Origin of the sequence: Mycoplasmopsis bovigenitalium (assembly GCF_900660525.1) — a bacterium.
GTDB lineage: Bacteria > Bacillota_I > Bacilli_A > Mycoplasmatales > Metamycoplasmataceae > Mycoplasmopsis > Mycoplasmopsis bovigenitalium.
Map to the genome: position 1 here is coordinate 540900 of NZ_LR214970.1, position 14515 is coordinate 555414.

Below are 14515 nucleotides of genomic sequence, written 5' to 3' on the forward strand. Positions count from 1 at the left end.
GTTTGCTCAAACTACATATTTAAGAATGAATCAACAGTTAAAACTCGGCATGATAATTTTATTTTTTTAATTATTCACCTTCATATTGAGATAATGTGGAAAAAATCTTATTTTTTCCGCAAAATTAAACAAATTAGCCTGTTTTTCAGCACTGATTTCTTTTTTTTTTTTTTTTTGTAAACTCTTACTATCTGCACGTAATTTAGCAGATATTTATGAAATATTAAGGAGTTAAATATGTCGAAAGCAAAAATAATATTAGCTGGTACGCTATCAGTTTTAGCAGTTGCTAGTGTAACAACAGCTGCAGTTGTTGTTACACAAAAAAGAAAACAAGATGATAGCCCTAAAAAAGGAAATGAAGGAAACCAAGTTGTAGTAGCAGCTAATTCAAAATTTGAATATGATTTAAATGCTGAACAAACAAATGAATTGACTGGTAAATTACTACTTGTTAAAGGTCAAGATGTAACAGTTACTTTGACTGAAAATAATGCATCAAAAACAATTAAAACAAAAGTAAAAGAAGATGGAACAGTAGATTTTTCATCACTAAAAGATGGCAAAACATATAAAGTTACAAAAATTGTTGTTAAAGAAGGTGAAAAAGAAAGAGACTTAATTGCGGAGGTTAAAGAACCTAAAGAAAAACCAGGCAATGATGCACAACCAGGTGGTACTACAAAACCAACCGATCCAACTAATGGAGATGGCAAAAAACCAGGGGATGCAGCAAAACCTACAGAACCAATTCAAAGCGATAATCCAAGTGTTAGTGGCAGCTCAGCTGGTGGTGCAACTGGTAAAGAAACACCAGGACAAGCAGGGAACGCAGAATCAGGCAAAGAACCAGAAGCTGGTAATGTTTCAACTCCAAATCAAGATAAAAAAGATTCTGAAACCTCAAAACCAAGTCAAGATCAAAAAGGTTCTGAAACAGATAAAGATCCAAAAGTAGGTGGCACAGATGCCGGAGCTGCTGGCTCACAAGGTTCTGGAACCGAAGGTAGCGCACAAGCAGGTAAGACAGAAACAGGCAAAGGCCCAGAATCAGGCGGCGCAGAAGCAGATAATGCACATGCTGGCAACTCAGAAACAGGTAAAGCTCCAGAAGCAGGTAAATCAGACGCAGGTGGCGCACAAGCAGATAATGCACAAGCAGGTAAATCAGAAGCAGCTGGCACAGAAGCTGAAACTACAGATACACAAGATGATGGATTAAAAAATAAATGATCAGTTGTTGAATCAAAATGAGATAAAGAAAATGGAGTTTTCACTTGAAAAATTAAAACAAGTATTGAAAATTATTCACAAATTAAAGATAAACAATTTAAATTTGGTCTTAGAGTAAAAGGAACAAATATAGAAGATGAAGATAATTCATTCAAACCTAATGGAGACAAACAAAAACCTGGAATATTTAAAGAAATTACAAGAGATAATAAAAATATCACATTAGAAGTATCTAGCCTTCCTTATTACCGTAAAGATGGAAAAAACGGCACACCTGAAGGTGAATGAGTGCTATTTAAGGTTTATGAGCCTGACAAACAAAGCATCAACTTACTAAAAGAAAGTGCTCAGCCAATTACATATAAATATGAGAAATAACCGAGTAAATAATAATTAATTATTTTACATAGAGTACACCAATATTATGTTGGTGTATTTTATTTATATTTATTAATATGTGCTAATTAATATGCAGACATATGAGAACTCCTACTAACTTTTTTTCTTGATTAAAATTAACTTTTATTTTTTAAACATTCATCCTTATATTGCAATATATATGGAAAATTTAAATATTTTTCCATAAAATTAAACAAATTAGCCTGTTTTTGTTCCCTGATTTCTTTTTTTTTTTTTTTTGTAAACTCATTGTATCTGCGCACAAGATTCGTAGATATTTATAAAAAATATTAAGGAGATTAATAATGTCAAAAACAAAAATAATATTAGCTAGTACACTATCAGTTTTAGCAGTTGGAGGAGTTACAACCGCAGCAGTTGTAGTTACTGTGAAAAATAAAAAACAAAAACCCGATCCAAAAACACCAAATCAAATAGAGTCTAAAAAAACTAAACCATTAACTAAAATCCAAAATATTGCTAAACCTATTAAAAAAACTCAGCCTTTAACCAAAATTCAAGAAATAGCTAAACCTATTAAAAAAACTCAGCCTTTAACCAAAATCCAAGATATTGCTAAACCTATTAAAAAAACTCAGCCTTTAACCAAAATTCAAGAAATAGCTAAACCAACTAAAATACTACTTGATGCACCTAATGGGGTGTTAGATAAAGGCACTGGATATATTGATTATAGATTTACTACTTCAAAAGAAAATTTTGACTATCTAAAAGCTAATGAAAAAAATATTGAATTATTGTTTGAATACACAAATACAAGTTATGCCGATGAAAAATACTCAGCCGGAGTATATACACATGATCCTAAAAATCCTACAATATTCACAAGAGTTAAAAATTCACAAGATGGTAAAGTTTCATTTACAATATTTGGAGAATTTAGATTTGTAAAAGGTCAAGTTCCTCAAGAGAATTTTCCAGTAACATTAAAAGGTCTATTTATTAAAGGTAATGACAATAATCTGTTAAAAAGTAAATCAAATACCGTAATTACAAATCCAAAGCAATCATAAGAATGTAAATATCACGAGTTAAAAAGGATAAAAAACTTTAATCTTAAGTACCCAATTATTAAATAGTCAGTTCAAGTGCAAAATTTGTGCTTGATTTTTTATTTAACATATTTAAGCTTATTTCATCATTTCAACTATGATTACAAAATAAGGCTTTTTACCATAAGGGTTTATGTATATTAATTCATAAATTCAACCAAACAAGTAAGATAATATGGAAAATTTAAATATTTTTCCATAAAAATAAACAAATTAGCCTATTTTTCAACCCTGATTTCTTTTTTTTTTTTTTTTGTAAACTCATAGTATCTGCACGCAAAATTGCAGATATTTATGAAATATTAAGGAGTTTAATATGGCAAAAACAAAAATAATATTAGCAAGTACGCTATCAGTTTTGGCAGTCGCTAGTGTAACAACAGCTGCAGTTGTTGTTACACAAAAAAGAAAACAAGATGATAGCCCTAAAAAAGGAAATGAAGGAAACCAAGTTGTAGTAGCAGCTAATTCAAAATTAGAATATGATTTAAATGCTGAACAAACAAATGAATTGACTGCTAAATTACTACTTGTTAAAGGTCAAGATGTAACAGTTACTTTGACTGAAAATAATGCATCAAAAACAATTAAAACAAAAGTAAAAGAAGATGGAACAGTAGATTTTTCATCACTAAAAGATGGCAAAACATATAAAGTTACAAAAATTGTTGTTAAAGAAGGTGAAAAAGAAAGAGACTTAATTGCGGAGGTTAAAGAACCTAAAGAAAAACCAGGCAATGATGCACAACCAGGTGGTACTACAAAACCAACCGATCCAACTAATGGAGATGGCAAAAAACCAGGGGATGCAGCAAAACCTACAGAACCAATTCAAAGCGATAATCCAAGTGTTAGTGGCAGCTCAGCTGGTGGTGCAACCGGTAAAGAAACACCAGGACAAGCAGGGAACGCAGAATCAGGCAACCCACAAGTAGGTGGTGCAGAATCAGGTGGCACGCAACCAGGAGGAGCACAAGCAGGTAAACCACAAACAAGTGGTGCAGAGTCAGGAAACCCACAAGCAGATGGCGCAGAGTCAGGTGGCACACAACCAGGAGGAGCACAAGCAGGTAAACCACAAACAAGTGGTGCAGAGTCAGGTAAACCACAAACAGGTGGTGCAGAGTCAAGCAACCCACAAGCAGATGAAAAAGAAGCTGAAATTAAAAAAGTAACTATAGTACAGCAACAATATGACAAAAGTACTGGCTATATTAATTTTTGATTTAAAACAACTAAAGAAAATTTTGAAAAAATGAGAACCAAATCATGAAAAATGGAATTTGATTTAGGGGGTAATTGACAAAATATTGAAACAGATGCCGCCAAAACTGGAACATCTGGTAATGAAAATGTTGCTATAGTTTCAAATTTAAATGATGGAGTTGTGGTTTTTATGTCAACCAATTATTACTATAATAAAGCAACAAACGCTCCCCAAACAACATACAAACTAATTAATTTATATTATGATAATAATAAATCAAATAATGTCTTGAGCGAACCATCAAAAGATATACAAGTAAAATATGAATAATAATATTATCTAAATAATGTATCACACGCTATTGATTAGCGTGTTTTTTATTTTTTTAAAATTTGATAATTATGCGCCTCAAATTATGGAAAAAATAACTATTTTTTCATAAAAATGAACATAATTGCACATTTTTTGTCCCCTATTTCTTTTTTTTTTTTTTTTTTTGTAAACTCATAGTATCTGCACGCGAAATTGCAGATATTTATGAAATATTAAGGAGTTTAATATGGCAAAAACAAAAAATAATATTAGCAAGTACACTATCAGTATTAGCAGTTGCTAGTGTAACAACAGCAGCAGTTGTTGTTACACAAAAAAGAAAAAAACAAAATGATACCCCTAAAAAAGGAAATGAGGGAAACCAAGTTGTAGTAGCAAGTGATTCAAAATTTGAATATGATTTAAATGCTGAACAAACAAAAGAATTAAGTGCTAAATTACTACTTGTTAAAGGTCAAGATGTAACAGTTACTTTTACTGAAAATAATGCATCAAAAACAATTAAAACAAAAGTAAAAGAAGATGGAACAGTAGATTTTTCATCACTAAAAGATGGCAAAACATATAAAGTTACAAAAATTGTTGTTAAAGAAGGTGAAAAAGAAAGAGACTTAATTGCGGAGGTTAAAGAACCTAAAGAAAAACCAGGCAATGATGCACAACCAGGTGGTACTACAAAACCAACCGATCCAACTAATGGAGATGGCAAAAAACCAGGGGATGCAGCAAAACCTACAGAACCAATTCAAAGCGATAATCCAAGTGTTAGTGGCAGCTCAGCTGGTGGTGCAACTGGTAAAGAAACACCAGGACAAGCAGGGAACGCAGAATCAGGCAAAGAACCAGAAGCTGGTAATGTTTCAACTCCAAATCAAGATAAAAAAGATTCTGAAACCTCAAAACCAAGTCAAGATCAAAAAGGTTCTGAAACAGATAAAGATCCAAAAGTAGGTGGCACAGATGCCGGAGCTGCTGGCTCACAAGGTTCTGGAACCGAAGGTAGCGCACAAGCAGGTAAGACAGAAACAGGCAAAGGCCCAGAATCAGGTGGCGCACAAGCAGGTAAATCAGAAGCAGCTGGCACAGAAGCTGAAACTACAGATACACAAGATGATGGATTAAAAAATAAATGATCAGTTGTTGAATCAAAATGAGATAAAGAAAATGGAGTTTTCACTTGAAAAATTAAAACAAGTATTGAAAATTATTCACAAATTAAAGATAAACAATTTAAATTTGGTCTTAGAGTAAAAGGAACAAATATAGAAGATGAAGATAATTCATTCAAACCTAATGGAGACAAACAAAAACCTGGAATATTTAAAGAAATTACAAGAGATAATAAAAATATCACATTAGAAGTATCTAGCCTTCCTTATTACCGTAAAGATGGAAAAAACGGCACACCTGAAGGTGAATGAGTGCTATTTAAGGTTTATGAGCCTGACAAACAAAGCATCAACTTACTAAAAGAAAGTGCTCAGCCAATTACATATAAATATGAGAAATAACCGAGTAAATAATAATTAATTATTTTACATAGAGTACACCAATATTATGTTGGTGTATTTTATTTATATTTATTAATATGTGCTAATTAATATGCAGACATATGAGAACTCCTACTAACTTTTTTTCTTGATTAAAATTAACTTTTATTTTTTAAACATTCATCCTTATATTGCAATATATATGGAAAATTTAAATATTTTTCCATAAAATTAAACAAATTAGCCTGTTTTTGTTCCCTGATTTCTTTTTTTTTTTTTTTTTGTAAACTCATTGTATCTGCGCACAAGATTCGTAGATATTTATAAAAAATATTAAGGAGATTAATAATGTCAAAAACAAAAATAATATTAGCTAGTACACTATCAGTTTTAGCAGTTGGAGGAGTTACAACCGCAGCAGTTGTAGTTACTGTGAAAAATAAAAAACAAAAACCCGATCCAAAAACACCAAATCAAATAGAGTCTAAAAAAACTAAACCATTAACTAAAATCCAAAATATTGCTAAGCCAATTAATAATCCTAAAACAGACAATCAAACCAACCCTGAAACAACAAATAAAAAAGACTTCAAAGAAATAAATGAAGCAATCAAAAATGAATATGACAAAGAAACTTAAATAATTAATGAATACGATGATAATGTAGCAAAATACTGAGAAGAAAAAATTAAAAAGGATAAACAACCTAATAGTGTAGAAAGCCCAAATAACCAACCCCAAAGCGATGGTCCAAGCACTAATGGCAGTGCTAGTGATGGCAAAGACAATAGTGGCTCAATAACTAAACCAACCGAAGGGCCGGAAACTAATAAAGAGCAAGCAGACCAAGCAAATAATGGACAAACTAATAGTGGAACTACCACACCAGATAAAAAACTTAATGATAAAGTAGAGACACAAATAAAATTAGAAGTGAAAAAAACAGAAGTTGAATGAGCAGATAATTCAAAAAAAGAAAAGGCATACATAAATTACTACTTTGAGACAACTAAAGATAATTTTGAAATTTTAAAAAAATCTAAATCAATAGAGATGCTATATGACATAAAAGGTTATCAAGATTTATCATACAAAGCAGGAAAATTTGGTGTTAGCTCAAATGATACATACTTTACAAAAGTATCTGGTAATGGAAAAACCGTTTCATTTATGCTATCTGGTGAATATTACTTCCAAAAAGACACATTACCAGATAGACCAGAAAATAAAGTTTCATTAAAAGGATTGTTTATTAATGGGGATAAAGCTAATAATTTATTAAGTAAACAATCTGAAGCTGTAACTTTTAATTTCAAATAAATTAAAAATAAAATTTTTACATTTTTTCTTAAATATAAATAGACAATTATTAATGTAATTAATAACAGGGGGGTATTAATCATACTCTCTTGTTTTTATTAAAATCTTAATAACTTAAATTAAAGCGCTTTCAAAAACTAATGAATTAGTAAATATATGAGTGTGTATCTTATTTAAATTATGGAAAAAATCATATTTTTTCCGCAAAATAGAGCAAATTTACGGATTTTTTCACCTTGATTTCTTTTTTTTTTTTTTTTTGTAAACTCATTGTATCTGCAAGCAAAATTTGTAGATATTTAAAATCTATTCAAGGAGATTAATAATGTCAAAAACAAAAATAATATTAGCAAGTACACTATCAGTTGTAGCAGTTGGAGGAGTTACAACAGCAGCAGTTGTAGTAACAATTAAAAACAAAGAAAAAGAAAATAAAGAAAATAAAAAGACACAATCTTTAACTAAAATACAAAATATTGCAAAACCAATTAATAATCCCAAAACAAACAATCAAACTAATTCTGAAACATTAAGTAAAAATGACTTCAAAAAAATAAATGAAGTAATCAAAAATGAATATGACAAAGAAACTCAAATAATCAATGAATATGATCAAGCAGTAGCTAAATACTGAGAAGAGCAAGAAATAAATAAAACTATCAAAAGTCACTATGATGAAGAAGCAGACAAAATTAATGAATATGATAAAAAAGTGGCTGAATATTATAAAGATAAACAACTCAACCAAGATCAAGAATTAAAAAATAAATGATTAGTTGTTGAATCTAAATGAGAAAAAGACGCAGGAATTTTTGTTTGAAAAATAAAAACAAGTATTGAAAATTATTCAATAATTAAAGATAAAAAATTTAAATTTGGTCTTGAATTAAAAAAAGAAAGTATATCAGACGATGAAAACTGATTCCAAGCTTATGGGCCCAACCAAGAACTTGGTATATTTAAAGAAGTTTCAAGAGATAATAAATATGTTACATTAGAAGTGTTTAGTGCTCGTCTCTTTGATAAATATGGAGAAACTGGTAGTCCCGCAGGTGATTGAGTACTATTTAAGGTATATGAACCCAATAAACAAAGTGTGAACTTACTAAAACAAAGTGCACAACCAATAACAGTCAAATATGAGAAAAAACCAAGCAAATAATAATTAATTATTTTATATAGAGTACACCAATGTTATATTGGTGTATTTTATTTGTATTTATCAATAAATGTAACTTAAGAAATCACTACAAAATGCAATAGATCTTAAGATTTGTGTCCCAGTTAAAATTAACTTTTATTTTTAAATTATTCATTAACATATTGTAAAAATATGGAAAAAATCATATTTTTTCCGCAAAATTGACGAAATATCCCAGTTTTTCAGCCTTGATTTCTTTTTTTTTTTTTTTTTGTAAACTCATAGTATCTGCACGCGAAATTGCAGATATATACGAAATATTAAGGAGATTAATATGGCAAAAACAAAAATAATATTAGCTAGTACACTATCAGTTTTAGCGGTTGCTAGTGTAACAACCGCAGCAGTTGTTGTTACACAAAAAAAGAAAAAACAAAGTGATACCCCTAAAAAAGGAAATGAAGTTGTAGTAGCAGTTGATTCAAAATTTGAATATGGTTTAAACACTGAGCAAACAAAAGTATTAAGTGCTAAATTACTACTTGTTAAAGGTCAAGATGTTACAGTTACTTTGACTGAAAATAATTCATCAAAAACAATTAAAACAAAAGTAAAAGAAGATGGAACAATAGATTTTTCAAACCTAAAAGATGGCAAAACATATACAGTTACAAAAATTGTTGTTAAAGAAGGTGATAATGAAAGAGATTTAATTGCAGAGGTTAAAGCACCTAAAGAAAAACCGGGCAATGACGCACAACCAGGCGGCACTGCAAAACCAATCGATCCGACTAATGGAGATAACAAAAAACCTGGTGATGCAGCAAAACCAACTGAACCAAATCAAGGAGATGACCCAAGCGCTAATGCCGGTGCAGATGCAGGAAAAGGTCCAGAAACCGGTGGAACAGGGGCAGGTAAAGATAAAAAAGAACCTGAAACTTCAACCCCAGGTAAAGATCAAAAAGAACCTGGAACAACTGCTCCAGATAAAGATAAAAAAGAACCTGAAACTTCAACCCCAGGTAAAGATCAAAAAGAACCTGAAACATCTACTCCAGAGACAGATCAAAAAGAACCTGGAACAACTGCTCCAGAGACAGATCAAAAAGAACCAGAAGCATCTACTCCACAACCAGAACAACCTGTCCAAAAACATAACCTTGTTGTTGCAAAAAGTGAATGAGAAGGCGAAGATAATGATAAATGAGGTTATTTAACTTATACATTTAATGCTACAAATCAAATGTATGAGACTTTGAAAAAAGCTACTAAAATAGAAATAGTATTGGATAGTACTCCATATGATGACATAAAATCAGATGTATCAAATTGAGGTAAACCTAATGGGTCACCTATTTACCTAGCAAATCCTAAGCCAATTGAAAATGGAATGAGTTTTCAAATCTCACCTACATATTACTTAAGCAAAAAAAGAGGAACTGTGCCTCCACACGTTAATAAATTTAAAGTTTTTGTTAAAGCTTTATACATAAATGGCGATAATACAAAAAACTTATTAGATAAAGTTTCAGAACCTATTGAACTTGATTTTACAAAAAAAGCTCAATAGTAAAATTAAATATTACTTATAAGTATAGACAAACCAGTTAAATTGGTTTGTTTTTTGTCTATATAGCATAATATGGAAAAAATGCGAATTTTTCCGCAAAATTGACTAAATAACGATGTTTTTCAGCGCAAATTTCTTTTTTTTTTTTTTTTGTAAACTCATAGTATCTGCGCGCAAATTTAGCAGATATTTATAAAAAATATTAAGGAGATTAATATTTCGAAAGCAAAAATAATATTAGCAAGCACGCTATCTTTTTTAGCGGTTGGTGGTGTTACTGCTGCCGCTGTTGTTGTTACAACAAAAAATAAAAATAAAGAAAAAACTCAACCAGAATTAGCTAATCAGCAAGATCCTGCTAAAAAAGTAGAAGGTGGTCAACAAGATCCTGCTAAAAAAGTAGAGGGTAGTGAGCAAGATCCAACCAAAAAAGTAGAGGGTAGTAAGCAAGACCCTGCTAAAAAAGTAGAGGGTAGCGAGCAAGACCCTGCTAAAAAAGTAGAGGGTAGTGAGCAAGACCCTGCTAAAAAAGTAGAAGGTGGTCAACAAGATCCTGCTAAAAAAGTAGAGGGTAGTGAGCAAGATCCAACCAAAAAAGTAGAGGGTAGTAAGCAAGACCCTGCTAAAAAAGTAGAGGGTAGCGAGCAAGACCCTGCTAAAAAAGTAGAGGGTAGTGAGCAAGACCCTGCTAAAAAAGTAGAAGGTGGTCAACAAGATCCTGCTAAAAAAGTAGAGGGTAGTGAGCAAGACCCTGTTAAAAAAGTAGAAGGTCGTCAACAAGATCCTGCTAAAAAACCAGAAAGCACTCAACAAGATCCTAAAAAAGTAGAGTATAAATTAAGCCAGCCAATTAGAGCAGAATATGATAAAAATACTGGTCACATAAAATATACTTTTGAATCAAATGCTGAAACTTTTAAGTTATTAAAAAATAAAACAATTACTCTTAAAATTGAAAATCCTAGAGTTGATTTAGATGAAAATATTTTTAGTACTGTGTCATATACAGTAGGAAATGAAACAACAAACTTGTTTGTCAAAGATAGAAGAAATAAACCATATACATTTGAAATAGAAACTCTTTATCCATTTAAAGATAAATATGCACCAGCAGCTAAATATACATTAAAAGCCGTATATGCAGATAATGATACAAAAACCAATCTTCTAGAAGGTCCATACGACACTACTGTTGATGTTAAGTTTTAAATTTATTAATTTAATAAATGACAATAACAAAATAATCTACCAAAAAGTTAGCGTGCTACAAGCGTTAACTTTTTTTAATTCAAAATTTATCTGAAAATGTATATAGTCATATATATTTAAAATTTATAATTTTAATAATAATTAAAATAAATTTTTTGCTGATTCTATTTTAGTGCAATAATTGGATTATGAAAAAAATAAGATTATTATTCCCTGCACTATGTTCTTTAGTTTTATTTTCTACTTCTTGTGTTCAGCAACAAACTAAAAATGGCCCCAAAAAACATGAAAATACCCAAAATATAACTTTAAATATCGGTGTTGGAAACATAAGAAATGATAAAAAAGATAAAAATAATGGTTCAAATGGATCAATAAATATTAAAAAAGATACTGGTTCACAAAGTTCGAGCGAACTTAATGATTTAAACTCTATTGAAAAAGATGTAGCAATTTCCATTCCTCTTTATAAAAATCAAGATGCAAATAGCTCATGAATAGCATTAAAAAATAACATTAATGACCTTATCCCTTTATTGGGTTTAAATCACAACATTAAGTCAAAATACAACATAGAATATGCTCAAAATAATATTCCGAATATTGACAATAATAATGGAATAATTACAAATATCGGTGTTAAATTTTCATATAAAAATCAAAGCAAAGTGCTTTACTTTAACTTGAGTGGATTTTATTCACACAATAATAATTTGCCAAAAAATAATAAAAATGAATATCTAATACCAAAAAGCACTCTACCACCATCAGTAAAAGGCTTATTTCCTTCATTAATTGCTCACATGTTATTACATGCTGAAGACCCAAACAAATATAACCAAAATCAAGAAAGTGCTAATGATAGTAAATATATAATTAATTTTGAACAACTTCAAAATAAAAATAGTAATTTATTTCACGATCAAGTTGCACCACTAAATATTTCACTTAAAGAAGCATTTTTTGAATATAATGAAAAATTCAAAGAAAAATATAAAACAAAAGTAGTAGCAACAAAATTCAATGATCTTGAAGGAACTCTTGGTATAAAAGTTCAGATCTCTAACACTGAAAATGGACCACAAGGTGAACCTGAATTAACTGCCGAATATCAATTTGATGGTTTAAGAAAAATTGATCTAAATAACGGTAATAAAAATGTTATTGATTTCAATGTCTTACCGAGTGATTTGGAAAAATTGGTTAATGAAAATAATCAAATCAAAAAAGTAATTGCAGAAAATCAAAATAACTTAAATCAAGCAATTTATTTAATTAGTAAATTAAACGAATTTAACTATAAAAGCCTGGTGAACAAATTAAACAAAATTGTTAATGTGGGTATCATAGATAACGAACTAAACACCTATCGTTTTACAAATGGAAGTGCAAAAATCAACTCTTTTGCTGGTTTAAAACAACAATTTGGCTTATATCCTTTCTATACACGCTTTAATGAAGTTATTAAAAACGTACGTTTAGAAATAACTAATGACTCTGGCAATAAAACTGGGAATATATATTTTGATGTTGAACTGCCAATATTTGTGCAAAATTCATTTACTGATTTATCAACTAATGAAGCAACAGGTAAAACAATTAAAATAAATGTAAAGTCGAAATTCAACTTGGGAAAAATCAAGGATTTAAAACAATTTAAAAACAATTATGATTTAAGTTCATTCTCTCACAATGAAGCCTTCGTTGAAAAACATTATGAAGATAGCAAAATTAAAGAAATGATTTTAAGCACCAAAGACACTGCTCACAATTTTTACTCACACATTGATTATAAAATTACAAGCGTTGACAAAGCATTAAACTCAAAATCAAGTACTGATAATAAAATAAAACTTGAACTTCTTGATAAAAATCAACAACCTGTATCAGATGTAAAATGGTTCTTAAGAACTCATTATCCGCAAGATGAAGTTTATAAAGCTGGTCAAAGCCCTCATGATGCATTAGTGAAATTAGATCAAGACGGAACAGTAACTGCAAAAGAGCATAATGGCGAAAATAAACATGCAGAAATATGAGCCGAATATAAAGGTTACTTATTCCGCAGAGACATCATGGTCTTAAATACAACCCATGCAGTTTATAATGTTGAAGAAGAACAAGCAAGACAAGAAGCTATTAAGGTTTCAAAAGATTGACACAATTTATCAAACTATCAAAAAGCTCTTAAAGCATATGATTGAATAACTAAAAACATTGCTTATGAGGAAAGAGGAGATAGAGTTGATCAAACTGCATATTCAGCAATCATAGAAAAAAGAACAGTATGTACAGGTTACACATTAGCATTTAAAATGTTTATGGATATTCTAGGAGTTCCTTGTTCAACTATTCAAGGTAAAGTAAGTGATCCAAAATATGCAGACGATAAACACATTTGAAACTTAGTTGAATTAGATGATGGATGATACCATGTCGATGCAACATGAGGAATCAATCGTAATCAACGCGGTGATAATAACTACTATTACTTTTTAATTAGCAATGATGATTTTGGTCAAAATCGAGATTTTACCAAACCAGATGAAAATCTTATGGGTAAAAAATACCGTTTTTCAAAAATTGAAAATTATGTAAGTGATCTTAAACAAGCAGAAAAGGTTATCGAATTAACCAAGATACAAAAACCAGATGCTAAAGGAATAGTTTTACAAACTGACTTAAATTTTAATGATTCGAGAAAACTTGGAGATTTAGTAGCTAAAAGCATTGATGAAAATGGGTATTTATGAGGTAGCCCTCAATCAAGTGAATATATGAATATGAGAAGATATTCATATGAATCTTGAGGTACTATTTCAGCCAAAAATAAAGAAAATATTGACTTAAAACTTTCCGCTGAAACAAATAATAAATTTATCAAAATAGATGTTCCTAATAACATTGAATTATCAATTGAAAACGTCGATGTAAAGGGCGCATTTATCAAAGATGTTGTAAAACAAAATAACTCATATATAGTTAATTTAATGAATTTTGATAATACTGGCGAGTGTGAGGTATCAATTAAAGTGTTTAAAGATGGCTATAAATTTACACTTGATAAAGATAAATTTAAATTTATGATTCAAAAACATGATAAACCAAATGCTTACGTTGAAACATACAACAGTGATTCTGGAATACTAAAAAATGTTGATAATACAATGCAGTATCGTATTTATGGCACTAAATGAAAAGATATTGAATCGGATAGTGTTTTATTAGAACAAGTAGGAACAAAAGAAATTTTGATTAGAAGAAAAGCGACTGCCGATAAAGAAGCCTCTGATATTCAATTCATTCGTCTTGTAAAACACAAAGACATTGATTTTGTTGTTAAAGTACATGGTAATGATATTATCGGCGTTGACCAAACAATGCAATATCGTCTTAAAGGCAGCAATGATTGAGCAAACATAAATGGTTTAAAATTAAAAAATCTACCAAAAGGTGATTACGAAATAAGAGTTAAACCTGAAAAAAATATTTTAGCTTCTGATTATAAAGAACTAAGCATCAAATAATTAAAACAAC

11 protein-coding genes are annotated in these 14515 nt (G+C 30.0%); 10 read left to right on the top strand and 1 reads right to left on the bottom strand.

The features are described from left to right. Positions 1-237: 237 nt before the first annotated feature. The 8 genes from EXC34_RS02335 to EXC34_RS02370 all read left to right on the top strand — a co-directional run bounded on the left by EXC34_RS02335 (position 238) and on the right by EXC34_RS02370 (position 9769). On the top strand, positions 238-1611 hold the full coding sequence (locus EXC34_RS02335) for a hypothetical protein (RefSeq protein WP_129687756.1): 1374 nt from the start codon (positions 238-240) through the stop codon (positions 1609-1611). Positions 1612-1937: 326 nt separating this feature from the next. Further along, a complete protein-coding gene (locus tag EXC34_RS02340; protein WP_129687757.1) occupies positions 1938-2666 on the top strand; it encodes a hypothetical protein in 729 nt (242 codons plus the stop codon). A gap of 355 nt (positions 2667-3021) precedes the next feature. Further along, positions 3022-4242 (top strand): ICP22 family protein, encoded by a 1221-nt coding sequence (locus EXC34_RS02345; protein WP_129687758.1) that lies wholly within the window; start codon positions 3022-3024, stop codon positions 4240-4242. A gap of 503 nt (positions 4243-4745) precedes the next feature. After that, positions 4746-5756, top strand: a complete 1011-nt coding sequence (locus EXC34_RS03780; RefSeq protein ID WP_408634015.1) for a hypothetical protein — start codon at positions 4746-4748, stop codon at positions 5754-5756. Positions 5757-6083: 327 nt separating this feature from the next. Then, positions 6084-6374 (top strand): hypothetical protein, encoded by a 291-nt coding sequence (locus EXC34_RS02355; protein ID WP_129687760.1) that lies wholly within the window; start codon positions 6084-6086, stop codon positions 6372-6374. A gap of 294 nt (positions 6375-6668) precedes the next feature. Continuing rightward, positions 6669-7055 carry a hypothetical protein gene (locus EXC34_RS02360; protein ID WP_129687761.1) on the top strand — a complete coding sequence of 129 codons (387 nt, stop codon included), beginning with the start codon at positions 6669-6671 and terminating at the stop codon, positions 7053-7055. Positions 7056-7380: 325 nt separating this feature from the next. Further along, on the top strand, positions 7381-8217 hold the full coding sequence (locus EXC34_RS02365; protein WP_129687762.1) for a hypothetical protein: 837 nt from the start codon (positions 7381-7383) through the stop codon (positions 8215-8217). Positions 8218-8530: 313 nt separating this feature from the next. Then, a complete protein-coding gene (locus tag EXC34_RS02370; protein WP_129687763.1) occupies positions 8531-9769 on the top strand; it encodes a DUF1410 domain-containing protein in 1239 nt (412 codons plus the stop codon). Between the two features lie 179 nt (positions 9770-9948). On the opposite strand, the gene EXC34_RS02375 is transcribed toward EXC34_RS02370, so the two are convergent. Beyond that, positions 9949-10809 carry a hypothetical protein gene (locus EXC34_RS02375; RefSeq protein ID WP_129687764.1) on the bottom strand — a complete coding sequence of 287 codons (861 nt, stop codon included), beginning with the start codon at positions 10807-10809 and terminating at the stop codon, positions 9949-9951. Between EXC34_RS02375 and EXC34_RS02380 the strand changes: the two genes are divergently transcribed. Both EXC34_RS02380 and EXC34_RS03695 read left to right on the top strand, forming a co-directional pair. After that, positions 10799-10978, top strand: coding sequence for a hypothetical protein (locus EXC34_RS02380; RefSeq protein ID WP_129687765.1), 180 nt, complete (start codon positions 10799-10801; stop codon positions 10976-10978). The two genes, EXC34_RS02375 and EXC34_RS02380, sit on opposite strands and share 11 nt — an antisense overlap. 188 nt (positions 10979-11166) lie before the next feature. Beyond that, complete coding sequence (locus EXC34_RS03695) at positions 11167-14505, top strand: MAG6410 family transglutaminase-related lipoprotein (RefSeq protein ID WP_197722241.1); 3339 nt, start codon at positions 11167-11169, stop codon at positions 14503-14505. The last annotated feature ends 10 nt before the right edge of the window (positions 14506-14515 follow it).